The sequence below is a fragment of the Thalassospira xiamenensis M-5 = DSM 17429 genome, assembly GCF_000300235.2.
Classification (GTDB): domain Bacteria; phylum Pseudomonadota; class Alphaproteobacteria; order Rhodospirillales; family Thalassospiraceae; genus Thalassospira; species Thalassospira xiamenensis.
Window position 1 is genome coordinate 4,456,751 of record NZ_CP004388.1, and the last position, 14,986, is coordinate 4,471,736.

At 53.7% G+C, this 14,986-nt stretch carries 16 protein-coding genes; 14 read left to right on the forward strand and 2 right to left on the reverse strand.

Annotated elements, in window-relative coordinates:
- Window positions 1-154 precede the first annotated feature (154 nt).
- The 4 genes from TH3_RS20635 to TH3_RS20650 all read left to right on the forward strand — a co-directional run bounded on the left by TH3_RS20635 (window position 155) and on the right by TH3_RS20650 (window position 4,343).
- A complete protein-coding gene (locus TH3_RS20635) occupies window positions 155-1,399 on the forward strand; it encodes an ABC transporter substrate-binding protein (protein WP_007088446.1) in 1,245 nt (414 codons plus the stop codon).
- A gap of 78 nt (window positions 1,400-1,477) precedes the next feature.
- Window positions 1,478-2,407, forward strand: a complete 930-nt coding sequence (locus tag TH3_RS20640; RefSeq protein WP_007088445.1) for a carbohydrate ABC transporter permease — start codon at window positions 1,478-1,480, stop codon at window positions 2,405-2,407.
- Window positions 2,408-2,409: 2 nt separating this feature from the next.
- Window positions 2,410-3,264: a carbohydrate ABC transporter permease gene (locus TH3_RS20645; protein WP_007088444.1), complete on the forward strand. Its 855-nt coding sequence runs from the start codon at window positions 2,410-2,412 to the stop codon at window positions 3,262-3,264.
- A gap of 5 nt (window positions 3,265-3,269) precedes the next feature.
- Entirely contained in the window at window positions 3,270-4,343 is a 1,074-nt protein-coding gene (locus tag TH3_RS20650; RefSeq protein ID WP_007088443.1) for an ABC transporter ATP-binding protein, read from the forward strand.
- 58 nt (window positions 4,344-4,401) lie between these two features.
- On the opposite strand, the gene ddpX is transcribed toward TH3_RS20650, so the two are convergent.
- Entirely contained in the window at window positions 4,402-4,959 is a 558-nt protein-coding gene (gene ddpX, locus TH3_RS20655; protein WP_007088442.1) for a D-alanyl-D-alanine dipeptidase, read from the reverse strand.
- A gap of 19 nt (window positions 4,960-4,978) precedes the next feature.
- Here ddpX and tsaB point away from each other — a divergent pair, with 19 nt between their 5' ends.
- A complete protein-coding gene (gene tsaB, locus TH3_RS20660; RefSeq protein WP_007088441.1) occupies window positions 4,979-5,797 on the forward strand; it encodes a tRNA (adenosine(37)-N6)-threonylcarbamoyltransferase complex dimerization subunit type 1 TsaB in 819 nt (272 codons plus the stop codon).
- Window positions 5,794-6,333 (forward strand): GNAT family N-acetyltransferase, encoded by a 540-nt coding sequence (locus TH3_RS20665; protein WP_007088440.1) that lies wholly within the window; start codon window positions 5,794-5,796, stop codon window positions 6,331-6,333. Before tsaB ends, TH3_RS20665 begins: the two co-directional genes overlap by 4 nt.
- Window positions 6,334-6,436: 103 nt before the next feature.
- Here TH3_RS20665 and TH3_RS20670 read toward each other — a convergent pair whose 3' ends face one another.
- Window positions 6,437-6,682 (reverse strand): sulfurtransferase TusA family protein, encoded by a 246-nt coding sequence (locus TH3_RS20670; protein WP_007088439.1) that lies wholly within the window; start codon window positions 6,680-6,682, stop codon window positions 6,437-6,439.
- Between the two features lie 195 nt (window positions 6,683-6,877).
- On the opposite strand from TH3_RS20670, the gene TH3_RS20675 reads away from it, so the two are divergent.
- The 8 genes from TH3_RS20675 (at window position 6,878) to lnt (ending at window position 14,913) form a co-directional block, all read left to right on the forward strand.
- Window positions 6,878-7,300, forward strand: a complete 423-nt coding sequence (locus TH3_RS20675) for a Fur family transcriptional regulator (protein ID WP_007088438.1) — start codon at window positions 6,878-6,880, stop codon at window positions 7,298-7,300.
- 165 nt (window positions 7,301-7,465) lie between these two features.
- Window positions 7,466-8,257 carry a GNAT family N-acetyltransferase gene (locus TH3_RS20680; RefSeq protein WP_007088437.1) on the forward strand — a complete coding sequence of 264 codons (792 nt, stop codon included), beginning with the start codon at window positions 7,466-7,468 and terminating at the stop codon, window positions 8,255-8,257.
- Window positions 8,254-9,156: a lysophospholipid acyltransferase family protein gene (locus TH3_RS20685; RefSeq protein WP_007088436.1), complete on the forward strand. Its 903-nt coding sequence runs from the start codon at window positions 8,254-8,256 to the stop codon at window positions 9,154-9,156. Before TH3_RS20680 ends, TH3_RS20685 begins: the two co-directional genes overlap by 4 nt.
- Before the next feature lie 144 nt (window positions 9,157-9,300).
- A complete protein-coding gene (gene miaB, locus TH3_RS20690; RefSeq protein ID WP_037989277.1) occupies window positions 9,301-10,686 on the forward strand; it encodes a tRNA (N6-isopentenyl adenosine(37)-C2)-methylthiotransferase MiaB in 1,386 nt (461 codons plus the stop codon).
- Window positions 10,683-11,777, forward strand: a complete 1,095-nt coding sequence (locus TH3_RS20695; protein WP_007088434.1) for a PhoH family protein — start codon at window positions 10,683-10,685, stop codon at window positions 11,775-11,777. The genes miaB and TH3_RS20695 overlap by 4 nt, the downstream gene beginning before the upstream one ends.
- Window positions 11,761-12,363: an rRNA maturation RNase YbeY gene (gene ybeY, locus TH3_RS20700; RefSeq protein ID WP_007088433.1), complete on the forward strand. Its 603-nt coding sequence runs from the start codon at window positions 11,761-11,763 to the stop codon at window positions 12,361-12,363. The genes TH3_RS20695 and ybeY overlap by 17 nt, the downstream gene beginning before the upstream one ends.
- Window positions 12,360-13,340, forward strand: coding sequence for a hemolysin family protein (locus TH3_RS20705; RefSeq protein WP_082242524.1), 981 nt, complete (start codon window positions 12,360-12,362; stop codon window positions 13,338-13,340). The genes ybeY and TH3_RS20705 overlap by 4 nt, the downstream gene beginning before the upstream one ends.
- Window positions 13,333-14,913 (forward strand): apolipoprotein N-acyltransferase, encoded by a 1,581-nt coding sequence (gene lnt, locus TH3_RS20710; protein ID WP_007088431.1) that lies wholly within the window; start codon window positions 13,333-13,335, stop codon window positions 14,911-14,913. The genes TH3_RS20705 and lnt overlap by 8 nt, the downstream gene beginning before the upstream one ends.
- The last annotated feature ends 73 nt before the right edge of the window (window positions 14,914-14,986 follow it).

Sequence of the window (14,986 nt, forward strand, 5' to 3'; positions counted from 1 at the left end):
AAAAATAATGCCGGATCGATTTCGCCTTATTATGGCCGGGTTTTCTTGATTGACAAGAGTGAATAAACCGCTTATCAAAAAAATCGAAACGTTACGAATTTTCGACCATTTAAGAAGTCGGGCGCGAACGTATCCATTAGGGAGGACATCCGTTATGAAGAAATTTTCAAGGGTCGCAGCACTTGCGACATTTCTGAGCGCCGGTGTTTCTGCGGGTGCGCTTCACGCCCAGACTGCCGAAGTTCTGCATTGGTGGACATCGGGCAGCGAGCAGGCTGCTTTGGGCGAAATCCGTACCGCTTTCGAAGCACAGGGCGGTAAATGGGTCGATACACCGATTGCGGGTGGCGGCAATGCCCGCGCGGCTGCGGTCAACCGCATGCTGGGCGGCGACCCGGCGACTGTTTTCCAGTTTTCCATCGGGCAGCAATTGCGTGAATTGGCCGATCAGGGGCTTCTGGCCGATGTGAATGCGGTGGCCGAGGAAGAAAACTGGGATGAAAAGCTGCCGCCACTTATCGTTCAGGCTGCAAAATATGATGGTGATTATATCGCCGCCCCGATCAACATCCATGGTGAAAACTGGATGTTCTACAACAAGGACGCGCTTGAAAAAGCCGGGATCGAGGTGCCGAAAAGCTGGCCGGAATTCGTTGATGCGGCGAAAAAGCTTGAAGATGCCGGTGTGATTCCGATCGGCCTTGGCGGGCAGCCGTGGCAGGAACGCATCCTGTTTAACAGTGTCCTTCTCGGCGTTGGCGGGCGTGAATTCTACGCCAAGCTATACAGCACGCTGGATGATGAACTTCTGGCATCCGACACCATGCGCAAGGTGTTTGAAACCTTTGCAGCGCTCAAACCCTTTGTCGATGAAGCGAGCCCGGGTCGTAACTGGAACGAAGCGACCAATATGGTCATCCGCGGCGACGCCGCGTTTCAGTTTATGGGTGACTGGGCCAAGGGTGAAATTATTGCGGCCGGTGTCGAACCGGGCACAACGGTCGGCTGTGCCTTCGCCCCGGCCATCGATACCGCCTATATCATGACGGTTGATGCCTTTGCTTTTTCCGCGATGGACAGCGAAGAAGCACAGGCGGCCCAGGAAAAAATGGCGCATGTGATGCTGGAGCCTGATGTCCAGATTGCGTTCAATAAGAAAAAGGGTTCGATCCCTGCCCTTCTTGATGTGCCGGGTGATAGTTTTGATGTCTGTGCACAAAAGGCCATGGCGACATTGCAGGACAAGAAAACCCATCTGGTCAGTACCGGTCTGTTTGGTGTTCCAAGTGCCGTTTCCGGGGCAATTGATGACAGTATCTCCAATTTCTGGAACAGTGCTGACATGAGTCCGGAACAGGGGCAGGAAGAATTCCGTCAGGCGATTTCCTATGCCAAGTAAGGCAGATGGAATGACACGGCTTTGCAGGTGTGCCGCTGCTTGATGCAGCGGCACCTTTACAAAGAAGCGAGATTACTTATGGCCGAACCGGCACAGGGTGCGTTGAAAACTTCGCACAACGGCAGACGGCGCTGGCGTCCGCAATGGACGGCAAGAATGGCGCTGATCCCTGCCATGACGATTACCATCGTCTGCTTTTATGGCTTTATTATCTGGACCTTTGTGATTTCGCTGACGCGGTCGCGTCTGTTGCCGGTCTATAAATTTACCGGCTTTGACCAATATGTGCGCCTGTTCGCCAATGAACGTTGGTGGACGGCAATGCAGAATATTGCCATTCATGGCTTCCTGTTTATCGGTGGATGTATCGTTTTCGGTTATTTGCTGGCGATTCTGATTGATCGCGGGATCAAGGCCGAGGGCATGTTTCGCACGGTTTTCATGCTGCCGCTTTCGATGTCTTTCATCGTGACAGGTGTCATCTGGCAATGGGTGATGAATCCGGGTTTGGGGCTTCAGGATGCTGTGCGCGAACTGGGCTGGACTACATTTGAGTTCAACTGGATCGTACGTCAGGATCGGGCGATCTATACCCTTGCCATTGCCGGAATCTGGCAGCAGGTCGGGCTGTGCATGGCACTGTTTCTCGCAGGGCTACGTAATGTCGACCCCAATATCTGGAAGGCATCACGGGTGGATGGCATTCCGATCTGGCGGGTCTATCTGCATGTGATTACGCCGATGATGCGCACCGTATTCTTTACCGTATTCATCCTGATGAGCGCGATTGTCATGAAGGCCTATGACCTTGTCGTTGCCCTGACCGGCGGTGGGCCCGGCTTTTCATCGGATTTGCCGGCGAAATTTGTTGTCGATCATATCCTGAACCGGCAGGAACTTGGCCTTGGTGCGGCCGGTGCATTTGTATTGCTGTGTACCGTGATTGCAGTCATTTCGCCCTATATCCATTTTGAACTGCGCAAAGCACGCGACGGTGGGGGGCATTGACCATGCGATTTAACCGTCTTGCGCTTTATGGACTGCTGGGCATTGCTGCCCTGATGATTTTGGCGCCGGTTTTTATTATGGTGTCGACATCGCTTAAACCGATGGATGAAATTCGTGATGGCAGCATCTTTGCCCTGCCGGTGGAACCAAGTTTTGACGCGTGGCGCGAAGCATGGTCTGGCGATTGTAGCCAAACCGCAGGCGGAAATTGCGGTGGTCTGTCATCCTCCTTCCTGACATCAGTCAAAATCGTCATTCCGGCGCTTTTCCTTTCGGTCGGACTTGGTGCGGTTACCGGTTATGCCTTGGCAGCGTGGAAAATGCGCGGGGCCAATCTGATGTTTGCCGCCCTTCTGGTTGGCATGTTCATCCCGCCACAGGTAACACTTTATCCCCTGATCATCATGGTGCGCGAACTGGGAATATTTGGATCCATTCCGGGATTGGTTCTGGTGCATGTCATATGGGGCGTTGCCTTTACCACCATGATGTTTCGTAACTTTTTCAAAACCGTTCCACAGGATCTGCTGAAAGCCGCTCGCATTGACGGAGCCGGTTTCTGGCCCTTGTTCTGGCATGTCATGTTGCCCCTTTCGTTGCCGATCCTCGGTGTCGCGATGATTTTGCAGTTCACATATATCTGGAACGATTTTCTGTTGGGCCTGACCTTTGGTGGGCGATCCGGACAACCGATGACGGTTGCGCTCAATAACCTTGTCGGATCGCAGTTCGGCGAGAAGGAATATAACGTGGATATGGCTGCCACCATGCTGACGGCGCTTCCGACATTGGCTGTTTATCTGCTGTCGGGGCGGTTGTTTGTTCGCGGAATTGCGGCTGGTGCAGTGAAAGGATAACGGACATGAACGGCGTTGAATTACGTGGTGTGACCAAGGCCTATGCCGGTCTGACCGTGATGAAGGATATCAATCTCGAAATCGAGGATGGTGCGTTTCTGGTCCTGTTAGGGCCGTCGGGGTGCGGCAAATCGACGATCTTGAACATGATTGCCGGTCTGGAACCCGTCACCGGCGGATCAATCCACATCGCCGGGCGAGATGTCTCGGAACTGGAGCCTGATGAACGCGATATCGCGATGGTGTTTCAGTCCTATGCGCTCTATCCGACCATGTCGGTGCGCAGGAATATCGGTTTTGGCCTTAAAATGCGTGGCATGCCCAAGGCCGATATCGAAAAGCGTGTCGATGACATTGGTGAACTTCTGCAAATTACCCCGCTTCTGGATCGTAAACCGTCGCAATTGTCCGGTGGGCAGCAGCAACGCGTGGCGATCGGCCGTGCGCTGGTGCGCGAACCATCGGTTTTCCTGTTTGACGAGCCTCTATCGAACCTTGATGCCAAATTGCGTGCCGATATGCGTGTCGAATTGAAACGCCTTCATGAACGGCTTGGCCGGACCATTGTCTATGTCACCCACGATCAGATCGAAGCCATGACGCTGGCAACCAAGGTTTTGGTGCTGGACAAAGGGTCTATCCAGCAGGCCGACACACCGGAAAATGTTTATCGCCGACCGGCCAACAGGTTTGTCGCCAGCTTCGTCGGTGCCCCGACCATGAATTTCATTGATGGCAAACTGGTTCAGGTGGGTGACGGAATTGCGTTTGACGGGGGATCGGGCCAATTGCCATTGGTAGATTTGCCCGGCCGCGCCCGTGAATTTATCGGCTGCCCCATGACATTGGGCGCGCGGCCGGAACATCTTGTATTTGATGACTTTGGTGCAAATGCCCGGGTGCTTCTGGCAGAGCCGACCGGGCCTGATCAATATGTCCGTCTTGCCGTCGCCGGGGCGGAGGTTACGGCCCGTACAGGCCCCGAACAGCATTTCAGTTCCGGCAGTGATGCCCGGATCATGATTGATGGTGCGCGTGTATCGCTGTTTGATCCGGAAAGTGGTCAGGCCGTTCTATAGAAACCGGGCCAACCGCGTGCTTATTGCGGTTGGCCCGGCAACTTTGTTGCCCAATCAATTATTTCATCATGCTTTGCGGCAGGGAACTGTCGGAAAACAGGGGATAATTGCTGCGTGCGTTAGGCAGTTGATAATGCCACCATTCGTGGCTGTAATATTCGAAACCCGCACTAACCATGATGCCCAGAAGCAGCAAACGGTTGGCCTCGGCGTCTTTTGAAAGCCCGTCCGCTCCATGATAGGACCGGATATGCATTTCATCAAACCCTGCCCCCATATCCAGTTCCTTGCCGTTTGCGTCCAACAGCGTTAGATCAATGGCAACACCACGGCCATGTGGCGATCCAAGATCGGGATTGGCGATGAAATCGGGATTGGGTGTATGGTTCCAAAGAGCCCGCTGGGCTTCTTGTGGGCGGAAGGCATCCAGAATGCGAATGCGTTTACCGTGACGTCGTGCCATGGCGACAGCCTTTTTCAGGCAGTCCGCCGCATCACGATGAAGATAGCAGGCAGGCCGTGAATAGATCGGTGCCCCGGTGAAATTGCGATCCGTGGCATAAACAATATCAATTTCGACATCATATTCTTGTGGCGTAATTTCGACCAGCGCCATTGCCGGAGGCCCCCTGTTCTTGTCGTTTACCGATTACATCAAAAAAATGCTGACTGGTCAGTTGCGTCACAATCCCCATAGCGCAGATCGGACCGCACCGCAAACGTCATCCGGGGCCATTGAAAAAACGGGCCCAACGCTTTTGGCTATCGACACCGCGTCAACGTCACTTTCAACAGCTGTACTGGTCAATGGCGAGGTCAAGAGCGAGCTTTATGAGGATATGGAACGCGGGCAGGCAGAAAACCTGATGAGGTTTATTGCCAAAAGTCTGGATCAGGCGGGAATCACCTTTGACGAGGTTGATGGTGTCGCCGTCACCGTCGGACCGGGCGCTTTTACCGGTATGCGGATCGGCCTTGCGACCGCGCGTGCGCTTGGGCTAGCACGTAAAATTCCGGTGGTTGGTGTCAGTTCGCTTGAGGCGGTGGCCTATGGCGTTTCCGAACGTGATCAGCAGGGACGAAATATTCTGGTGGCACTCGACAGCAAGCGGAACGAAATTTTTGCCCAGGCCTTTGATGGCAAGAAGCGCCCGCTCAGTGCGCCGGAATGTGTCGCACCCCGACAGGCTCTGATGATGGCCCCACCGGGCGATACGCTTCTGGCCGGCGATGCTACCCCACGCCTTTTGACTGCGGCTGCCCACGCGCCGGATGCATTTTATGATTGCACGGCGCCGGGGCTACCGCGAGCCGGAAATGTGGCGCGTATTGCAGCGGCGCGCTGGGGAACGGATGAAAACCTGCCGCCTGTGCCAATGTATCTGCGTGCACCCGATGCGCGCCGGATCGAAGATCAGGGACCGGCAAAAAACAAGCCGGTACATGAGGAATGAGTGCTTCATCCCACCAGCCGGAAGTTGAAGACGGGATTGAAGTCGTTCCCCTGACTGCGGCGTTTTGCAATGTTGCAAGTGCGCTTCATGCTGAAGGGTTCGAAGATCAGGATTGCTGGTCGGCGGATGAAATGATCGCACTGCTTGATGTGCCTGGGGCCTTCGGGTTTCTGGCCTTTGCACCGGGGAATGAGGCGGAAAACCGCCTTGATATCCCACTTGGTTTTATCCAGATGCAGGCAGTGCTGGACGAGGCGGAAATCAATACCATCGTTGTCGCAAAGGAAGCGCGTAAACGCGGCGTTGCCAGAAAACTGTTGTCTGCGACCTTTGATCGCTTGCGCGAAACCGGTGTCGGGCGGGTTTTACTGGAAGTGGCCGATGATAACGCACCGGCGATTGCGCTTTATCGTGATTGCGGCTTTGCCGAGATCGGGCGGCGCAAGAGATACTATCGCCGGAAGTCCGGGCGTGAGGTCGATGCACTGGTTATGGAGCGTGATCTTGGTGCTTGTGTTTTGGGCTGGGGCGATTAATGCAAGCTGGATGTATTCTATTTCGCTATATCCACATCAAATGTGTGGTTTTGACCGTCAAGCTGTTATAGTCTAGGCCTTGATGACGACGCGCGGGATTTGTTCAACCTTTTCGTATCGTTAAACGGTATGTGTTCGGTGCGTCGGCAAGTTCGACAAGGTCAATGACGGTGTCGCCCATTTCGGTGACAGAACGCGGAACGTTTTTTAACGGTTCGCCAGCGCCTAGTGTTACTTCGAGAACCTGACCCTGTGTCATGGTTTCAAGTTTCAGTCGGGTGCGAACAAATGTCATCGGGCAGACATCCTTTGTGATGTCGATCTTATGATCGGGCGTGATGTCGTCCATATGCTGTCTCCTGATTGGGCACCGGAAACGTGAAGTAGCGTTTCATCGGGCTGGAGGCAAGCTGGAGAGAACAAATTATCGCTATTTGTACCTTGCGATATGTGACAGTTTTCTCGATATTTAGCCCACATGAGAGCAAAAGCCTGGGAGCATCCTGGCTGGGGACAGGCGGAACCGGAAACGAGAAACAAGACTATGCTTACAGAATCAACCATCGAGCAGAAGTGCATCGACGCGGGTTTGAAAATGACCGGCCAACGCCGGGTGATTGCCCGGGTCCTGTCGGAATCAGAAGATCATCCCGATGTGGAGCTCGTTTATCGCCGGGCGACCGAAATTGACCCGAAGATTTCGATTGCAACCGTTTATCGGACCGTTCGCCTGTTTGAAGAGGCGGATATTCTTGAAAAACACGATTTCGGTGATGGCCGTGCACGTTACGAGGAATTGACCGAGGAACACCACGACCACCTGATTGATATGCGATCAGGTAACGTGATCGAGTTTTCGAACGAAAAAATCGAAAAGTTGCAGGAAGAGATCGCCAGAGAGCTTGGTTACAAGCTTGTCGGTCATCGACTGGAGCTTTACGGCGTTCCGATGAAGGACGAAAAGTAACCGATTTCTGACAATACGGTTGCGAAAATCGCAGATTTCAAGCCACCCGTTCATGCCGAGCGGGTGGTTTTTCATATTCCTGTTACGCGTTCTTAACAAAGCCTTCACTCGCCCCTGACGCGAAACTTGCGCAAAATCTGCGCAGATGAACGAAAGGGAGTTGCGATGAGCGACGATCGACAGCAGCGGTTAGAGGTGCGCCTCGCCGAAACCGAGGATGAAATCCTCGCCAGTCAGAAACTTCGCTACAAGGTGTTCTATGAGGAACGCGGGGCAAAGCCCAGCGCGGAAATGGCTGCGGCCGAGCGCGACTTTGACAATTATGATCCTTTATGTGACCACCTGCTGGTAATCGATCACAATCGCGGTCAGGGACCAGACGGTGTTGTCGGAACCTATCGCCTGCTGCGTCAGTCGGTTGCAAATCAGCATGGCGGCTTTTACAGCGCTGATGAATACCACATCCAGTCAATGCTTGATGCGGCACAAGGCAGCGGCGAGATCATGGAACTTGGTCGTTCCTGCGTTGAAGAAGCCTATCGCACGATGCCGACCCTGCAACTTCTCTGGCAGGGAATTGCTGCCTATGTTTTCAAATACGATATCAAGCTGATGTTTGGCTGCGCATCTTTCCATGGCACCGATCCGGATGCCTTTGGTGATGTTTTGACCTATCTGCATCACAATCATCTGGCACCCGAAGAAATGCGACCTCGCGCAGTCGAAGGCCGGTACGAGCCGATGGCGCGCACGACGATTGATGCAATTGATGCACGACAGGCGCTTCGCGATCTGCCGCCATTGATCAAGGGCTATCTGCGATTGGGTGGTTTCGTCGGTGATGGTGCGGTGGTTGATCATCAGTTTAATACCACCGACATTTGCATCGTGTTACCGACGGAAAAGGTAACGGATCGTTACTACAAGCATTATGAGCGGACCGCGAGGGTATCGTGAACTGTTATGCGTGTGCAGCCATCCGGCTGTTGGCCTATGCCCTGCTGACTTTGATCCTGATCCCGGTTCAGGTGATGGCAATTGCATTTCGACTGCGATTGGCCGATGATCTGCCGCGGTTTTATCATGCGCTTTGCCTGAAAATCCTTCATATCGAGCTTCGCGTTTCCGGGGTAGAGTTGATGGATGGGCCGGGTATTATTGTGGCCAACCACGCATCCTATCTCGATATTCCGGTGCTGGGGGCCTTGGTTCGCGGCAGTTTCATTGCCAAGACCGAGGTCGCCAGCTGGCCGATCTTCGGAACGCTTGCCAAGTTGCAGCGATCCACCTTTGTCGAACGTCGCCCAGTCCGCGCTCGCGAGCAGAATGATCAGATTTCCCGGCGTCTTGCTGATGGGCACAAACTGATCCTGTTCCCGGAAGGCACCAGCAACGACGGCAACCGTGTGCTGCCGTTCAAGTCGACTTTGTTCGGTGTTGCCGAACGCACCCTGCCCGATGGATCGCAGGTAAAAGTCCAGCCGGTTTCGATTGCGGCTACCCGTCTTGATGGAGCACCGATCGGACGCGATCTGAGAGCTTTCTATTCCTGGTATGGCGATATGGACTTGGCGCCGCATTTGTGGCAGTTTCTGGCTCTTGGCAAAGTAACGGTTGAGCTGGTTGTTCACCCGCCTGTGACCTTGGCCGATGCCGGGTCGCGCAAGGAACTTTCCCGGATGTGTGAAACAGCTGTTGCGCGTGGACATCATGCAGCACTGACCGGCATGCATCAGGGGGTTCCGGTTCCGCTGATTGATAATGGACGTACCGGTGACCTGATTGGCTTTTCGCCGCTGGCCATTGTTTCCGAAGATTTTCGTCTGTTCGGACCGGATCGTCAGTTCGGCTCCTGACCGTTTTGCCGTATGATCCGATTGCGTGAATTGGGTTTCATGTAACCGGAATTTCAGATATCGAAGATGTCCGGTCTGCGGTGTGAGCTTTCACACCGCTTTTCGGCGTATTCGAGAAAGCAAAAAACGGATCCAGAAGTGAGTGTGACGAAAAAGCTTTTTGTAAAAACCTATGGCTGTCAGATGAATGTTTATGACAGCCAGCGCATGCAGGACGTATTGGCGCCGCTGGGTTACCAGCCGGTCGACGATGCCGCAGGTGCCGATATGGTTATCCTCAATACTTGCCACATCCGCGAAAAAGCTGCTGAGAAGGTCTTTTCCGATCTTGGCCGTATTCGTAAACACAAAAAAGCCAAGGAAGCCAATGGCACGGACAAGATGATTGTCGCTGTTGCCGGTTGTGTTGCGCAGGCCGAAGGTGCGGAATTGATGCGTCGCGAACCGATGGTCGATATGGTGTTCGGGCCGCAGACCTATCATCGTTTGCCGGAAATGGTAGCGCGCGCCAATCGCGCAGTCGGGCGTGATCGCATCATTGATACCGATTTCCCGGCCGAGGAAAAGTTTGACCACCTGCCACAACAGGTTTCAAGACAGGGTTATTCGGCCTTTCTGGCGATTCAGGAAGGTTGCGATAAATTCTGTACCTTCTGTGTTGTGCCTTATACCCGTGGTGCCGAATATTCCCGACCGGGCATGGATATCATCAATGAAGCCCGCCAGCTCGTTGAAAAGGGCACCCGTGAAATCACTTTGTTGGGTCAGAACGTCAATGCGTATCACGGCGACGGCCCAAATGGCGGCGAATGGACGCTTGGTCGTCTGTTACGCGAATTGTCCGAGATTGATGGACTTGATCGCATTCGTTACACAACCTCGCACCCGCGCGATGTTGATGATGACCTGATTGCAGCCCATCGTGACCTTCCCAAACTGATGCCGTTTTTGCATCTTCCCATTCAGGCAGGATCGGATCGTGTGTTGCAGGCGATGAACCGCAAGCATGATGGCGCATCTTATCGCGAAATCGTTACAAAACTCAAAGATGCCTGCCCTGATCTTGCGCTGTCGTCTGATTTTATCGTGGGTTTTCCCGGCGAATCCGACAAGGATTTCGAAGACACGATGCAAATGGTGCGCGATATCACCTTCATTCAGGCTTTCAGCTTTAAATACAGCCCGCGCCCCGGCACTCCGGCATCGGCCATGGAACTGCAGGTTCCCGAGCCGGTAAAGACCGAACGGATCATGCGTATTCAGGCGCTTCTCGCCGAGCAGCAGCTTGAATTCAACCGAAACTGTCTTGGTCGGGAAATGGATGTCCTGCTGGAACGCCACGGCAAACTTGAAGGACAACTTGTCGGAAAAAGCCCTTATATGCAGCCGGTTCATGTCAGCGGTTTGCCAGAATCCGCATTGGGACAGATCGTAAGGTTGAAAATCACCGAAGCACTGCCTAATTCCCTTGGCGGTGAACTGGTCGATGCCCCGGTTCAAAACCGGGATTCTGAAAGGAAAATTGCGTGACTGCCACTTCAGCCAAGGCAAAAAACACGGCAAAAGCCAAGTCTTCGACCAAAGACACCGACCAGATCGAATTTGCAGATAATGCACTTGCCCAGCTTTTATATGGGCCGCAGGCCGAAAACCTGACCCGCCTTTCCGAAGGTACCGGGGTTCAGGTTTCCAGTCGTGGATCGGTTGTGACCCTTGCCGGGCAAGGTCCCAAAGTAGCCCAGGCCAAAAAGGTTCTTGGTCAGCTTTATGCGCGCTTGCGCGACAAGGAAATAGATCATGTCGATGTCGAAACGGTTGATGGTGCCATCCGTTTGTCCGAACCCGACGAAGCTGACCCCTGGACCGGGCAGACCAAAGATATGTTTGGCGGGTCGCGTCTGACCATCCAGACCAAAAAACGCCGGATTTCGCCGAGATCCAAACGCCAGAAGGATTATGTCGAGGCCATGCTTGATCACGAGCTGGTCTTTGGCATTGGTCCGGCCGGAACCGGCAAGACCTATCTGGCGGTCGCCATGGCGGTCCAATCGCTTATTCAGGGTCAGGTTGATCGTATAGTCTTGTCACGTCCTGCGGTCGAGGCCGGCGAACGGCTTGGTTTCCTGCCGGGTGATCTGAAGGACAAGGTCGATCCGTATCTGCGTCCGCTTTATGATGCGCTGCATGACACCTTGCCTGGCGACGTCGTGATCAAGCGAATGGAAAGTGGCGAGATCGAAGTTGCCCCGCTTGCTTTTATGCGTGGCCGTACTTTGGCCCATGCCTTTGTCATTCTGGACGAAGCACAGAATACGACAGCCATGCAGATGAAAATGTTCCTGACCCGTCTCGGCGAAGGATCGCGGATGGTGGTGACGGGTGACCTGACTCAGGTCGATTTGCCCGATGGCACCAAATCGGGTCTGCGGGATGCGCTTGAAACCATCGCGGATGTCAAAGGTGTCGCGACGATCAAGTTTGATCAGCGCGACGTTGTTCGCCATGCGCTTGTCACCAAGATTGTTCAGGCTTATGACGCGGCAGATGCATTGCGGGACAGACTGAAAAAAGGCTATCGCGGAATCAAGGACGAGGGTCAGGGCGATGACAGCACCGCTTGATCTGGACCTTGATGTTGAAGCGGGTAATTGGACCAAGGCCGACATTGATGCGATTGAAAATGCTGTGCGTGCCGCCCTTGATGGCGCTGTGCGTGACGGTGCGCTTTGGGAAGAAGATGCGGCTCCAGCCGATGGCACACCCGACCAAGGAGATGGTGCATCGCTTTTAAGTATTGCGCCGGTGGTTGAGGTCGGTGTTCGGTTATCCGATGATGCGTCTGTCCGGATATTGAACCGTGATTATCGCGGCAAGGATAGTCCGACCAACGTTTTATCGTTCGCAGCCCTCGAAAGTGCGGATGATACAGCAGCTTTCATGATGTCATCCGATATGCCCCTGATGCTGGGTGATATCGTCATTGCACGTGAAACATGCGAACGTGAAGCCGTTGAACAGAACAAGACGCTGATAAATCATCTTGTTCATCTGACTGTACATGGCACGCTGCATCTTGTCGGCTATGATCATATGGTTGATGATGAAGCCGAAGAGATGGAAGAACTTGAACGGCAAATTCTTGCCGCACTGGGGATCGATGATCCCTATGAACCGATTGAAGATCAAGATATCGAAACAGGACAATGAACGAGAATAGTCAGCGCGACGACGACCACGAGAGTACGAGCCCTCGCCAGGGCGGGGAGAATGGTCAGGATTCCGATAACGGATCCTTGTGGGGAAATGTCGCATCGGCATTAGGCCTTAAGCGCGGCAAGCCAAGGAATGGCGAGGCATCGCTTTCAGACACACTTGAAGAACTTGCCGAGCGTAGTGAAGAAGATGACGAGCCCGTCTCGCTTCACGAACGGTCACTTTTTGAAAATATCATCGCACTCCGCGATATGACGGCTGAGGATGTCATGATCCCGCGGGCCGATATCGTTGCGGTCGAAAAAAGCATCACGCTTGACGAGCTTGTTGACGTGATGGTGAAAAAAGCTCATTCACGCCTACCGGTTTATGGCGAGTCCCTCGATGAAATTGCCGGTATGGTTCATATCAAGGATGTGCTGGGCTGTGTTGCTGCCGGCAAGGAATTCAAGCTGCAATCCCTTTTGCGTCGGGTGTTGTTCGTATCGCCCGCCATTCGGGTGCTTGATCTTCTGTCCGAAATGCGTTTGTCGCGAACGCATATGGCATTGGTCGTCGACGAGTTTGGCGGCATTGACGGGCTGATCACGATCGAGGATCTGGTCGAGGAAATCGTCGGCGAGATTGATGACGAACATGACATTGATCAGACACCGAAACTGATCCGGCTTTCCGATGGCTGTTATATCGCCGATGCCCGCTACGAGGTCGAAGACCTTGAGGAAAAGCTGGGCTTCGGCCTGTTGGATGAAGACGAGGACGAAGATATCGATACATTGGGCGGGCTGGTCTTCTCGCTTGCGGGGCGTGTGCCTGCGCGTGGGGAACTGATCGAACATCCGTCCGGTATCCAGTTCGAAGTCCTTGATGCCGACCCGCGCCGAATTCGGCGTTTGCGTATTCATCTGGTCCGGACCGAACCGGCCGAGATTAGTGACGAAAGTTCCAAACAGGGATCATCGAATGATTGACAGACTAGCGGCGCGCCTCGCCAACCTTTCGGGTTGGCGCAGGCGCTTCCTGTGGTTGGTGTCTGGGGCGGTTGCGGTTTTGGCGTTACCGCCTTTCTTCTTTTTGCCGGCCTTGCCAGTGGCTTTTGCCATACTGCTCTGGTCGCTTGAGGGGGTTAAGTGCAACAAGGGGGCGCTGTCCGCCGGTTGGTGGTTTGGTGCCGGGCATTTTGCCGCTGGGTTCTATTGGATCAGTCATGCGTTTCTGGTTCAGCCGGAAATCTATGGATGGATGATTCCATTTGCTCTTTTGGGGCTAGGCGGCGGGCTGGCAATTTTCCCGATGGTCGCCGTTTGGGCAAGCTGGCGGTTGACGCGGCAAATCATTGGTCGTGCCATAATGCTGGCAACTCTTTGGGCTGTGGCGGAATTCCTGCGGGGCCATGTATTGACCGGATTTCCGTGGAATTTGCTGGCGCATGTCTGGGCTTTTGATCCAGCACCAATGCAGTTTGCCTCGATTGTCGGTGTTTACGGTCTATCCGTATTCACGGCTTTGTTTGCGACCCTGCCGGCAACGTTTATTGCCGGGCGCGTGGGCAGAATAAGTGCCATTGCCGGCATTATGATTGCGGTTCTGCTGTGGGGCGGTGGTGCCATTCGTTTGTCGCTGGTTGGTCCCGCGACAGCCGACGCAACGGTTTCTGACTATCTGCCCGTCATTCAGGTTGTTCAACCCAATATTCCCCAACGTGAAAAGTGGATTCCCGAACTTCAGGATCAGCATTTCGCAAAATTGCTGCGATTGTCGCGTCGCCCGGTTGATATGGCACCAGATCGAAAACGTATCGTGATTTGGCCAGAAACGGCTGCAACATTCTTTGTGGAAGCCCAACCTGTTCGTAGGTTGCAAATGGCATCGGTTCTTGGACCTGATGATATCCTGATTACCGGGGCACCTAGGACCTATCCGCGGGATACGAATGAATTCAAGGTTTGGAACGCCGTTCAGGTTCTTGACAGCAACGGGGAAATTGTTGCGAGTTTTGACAAGTTTCATCTTGTGCCATTTGGCGAATATGTACCTCTCAGAGAATGGATTCCGATCCCTAAGCTGACTGCTGGCCGCACAGATTTTTCATTTGGTGAAGGGCCACAGACCCTTGAAGTGGCCGGGATGCCAAGCTTCTCGCCGTTGATATGCTACGAGGTCATTTTCCCGGGCGCTGTTATTGACGATGCAAATCAGCCTGACTGGCTGCTCAATGTTACCAATGACGGGTGGTTTGGCAAAAGTGCTGGTCCGTATCAGCATCTGGCAGCCGCACGGTTCCGCAGCATCGAAGAAGGCCGACCGCTGGTGCGCGCGGCCTATACCGGCGTATCGGGAATGTATGACGCCTATGGTCGGGAACTGGCAAAACTCCCCTTAAGAACAGAGGAGATCATGGTTCACCCCCTTTCGGGGGTGTATAACCATACCACAGTATATTATTTGTGGCGCGATATTCTATTTTACGGTATTGTAACCTTTCTAGCCGTTCTCGTTTTGGGATATAGTAGGTTATTCAAATCCCTTAAAGCGGCTGTGTGAAGCACCGAACCGCTCCCTGATTGTCCCACCAAAAAATAAGAGCGGGTAGGTCGGAGTGAGAGAAGGACAACAC

What these genes read in the sequence shown, in the direction of transcription:
- TH3_RS20650 (WP_007088443.1), top strand. Translation starts at nt 3,270, where the DNA reads ATGAACGGCGTTGAATTACGTGGTGTGACCAAGGCCTATGCCGGTCTG.
- ybeY (WP_007088433.1), top strand. Translation starts at nt 11,761, where the DNA reads ATGACAGCACCGCTTGATCTGGACCTTGATGTTGAAGCGGGTAATTGG.
- TH3_RS20645 (WP_007088444.1), top strand. Translation starts at nt 2,410, where the DNA reads ATGCGATTTAACCGTCTTGCGCTTTATGGACTGCTGGGCATTGCTGCC.
- lnt (WP_007088431.1), top strand. Translation starts at nt 13,333, where the DNA reads ATGATTGACAGACTAGCGGCGCGCCTCGCCAACCTTTCGGGTTGGCGC.
- TH3_RS20665 (WP_007088440.1), top strand. Translation starts at nt 5,794, where the DNA reads ATGAGTGCTTCATCCCACCAGCCGGAAGTTGAAGACGGGATTGAAGTC.
- ddpX (WP_007088442.1), bottom strand. Translation starts at nt 4,959, where the DNA reads ATGGCGCTGGTCGAAATTACGCCACAAGAATATGATGTCGAAATTGAT.
- TH3_RS20640 (WP_007088445.1), top strand. Translation starts at nt 1,478, where the DNA reads ATGGCCGAACCGGCACAGGGTGCGTTGAAAACTTCGCACAACGGCAGA.
- TH3_RS20680 (WP_007088437.1), top strand. Translation starts at nt 7,466, where the DNA reads ATGAGCGACGATCGACAGCAGCGGTTAGAGGTGCGCCTCGCCGAAACC.
- TH3_RS20635 (WP_007088446.1), top strand. Translation starts at nt 155, where the DNA reads ATGAAGAAATTTTCAAGGGTCGCAGCACTTGCGACATTTCTGAGCGCC.
- TH3_RS20705 (WP_082242524.1), top strand. Translation starts at nt 12,360, where the DNA reads ATGAACGAGAATAGTCAGCGCGACGACGACCACGAGAGTACGAGCCCT.
- TH3_RS20670 (WP_007088439.1), bottom strand. Translation starts at nt 6,682, where the DNA reads ATGGACGACATCACGCCCGATCATAAGATCGACATCACAAAGGATGTC.
- TH3_RS20675 (WP_007088438.1), top strand. Translation starts at nt 6,878, where the DNA reads ATGCTTACAGAATCAACCATCGAGCAGAAGTGCATCGACGCGGGTTTG.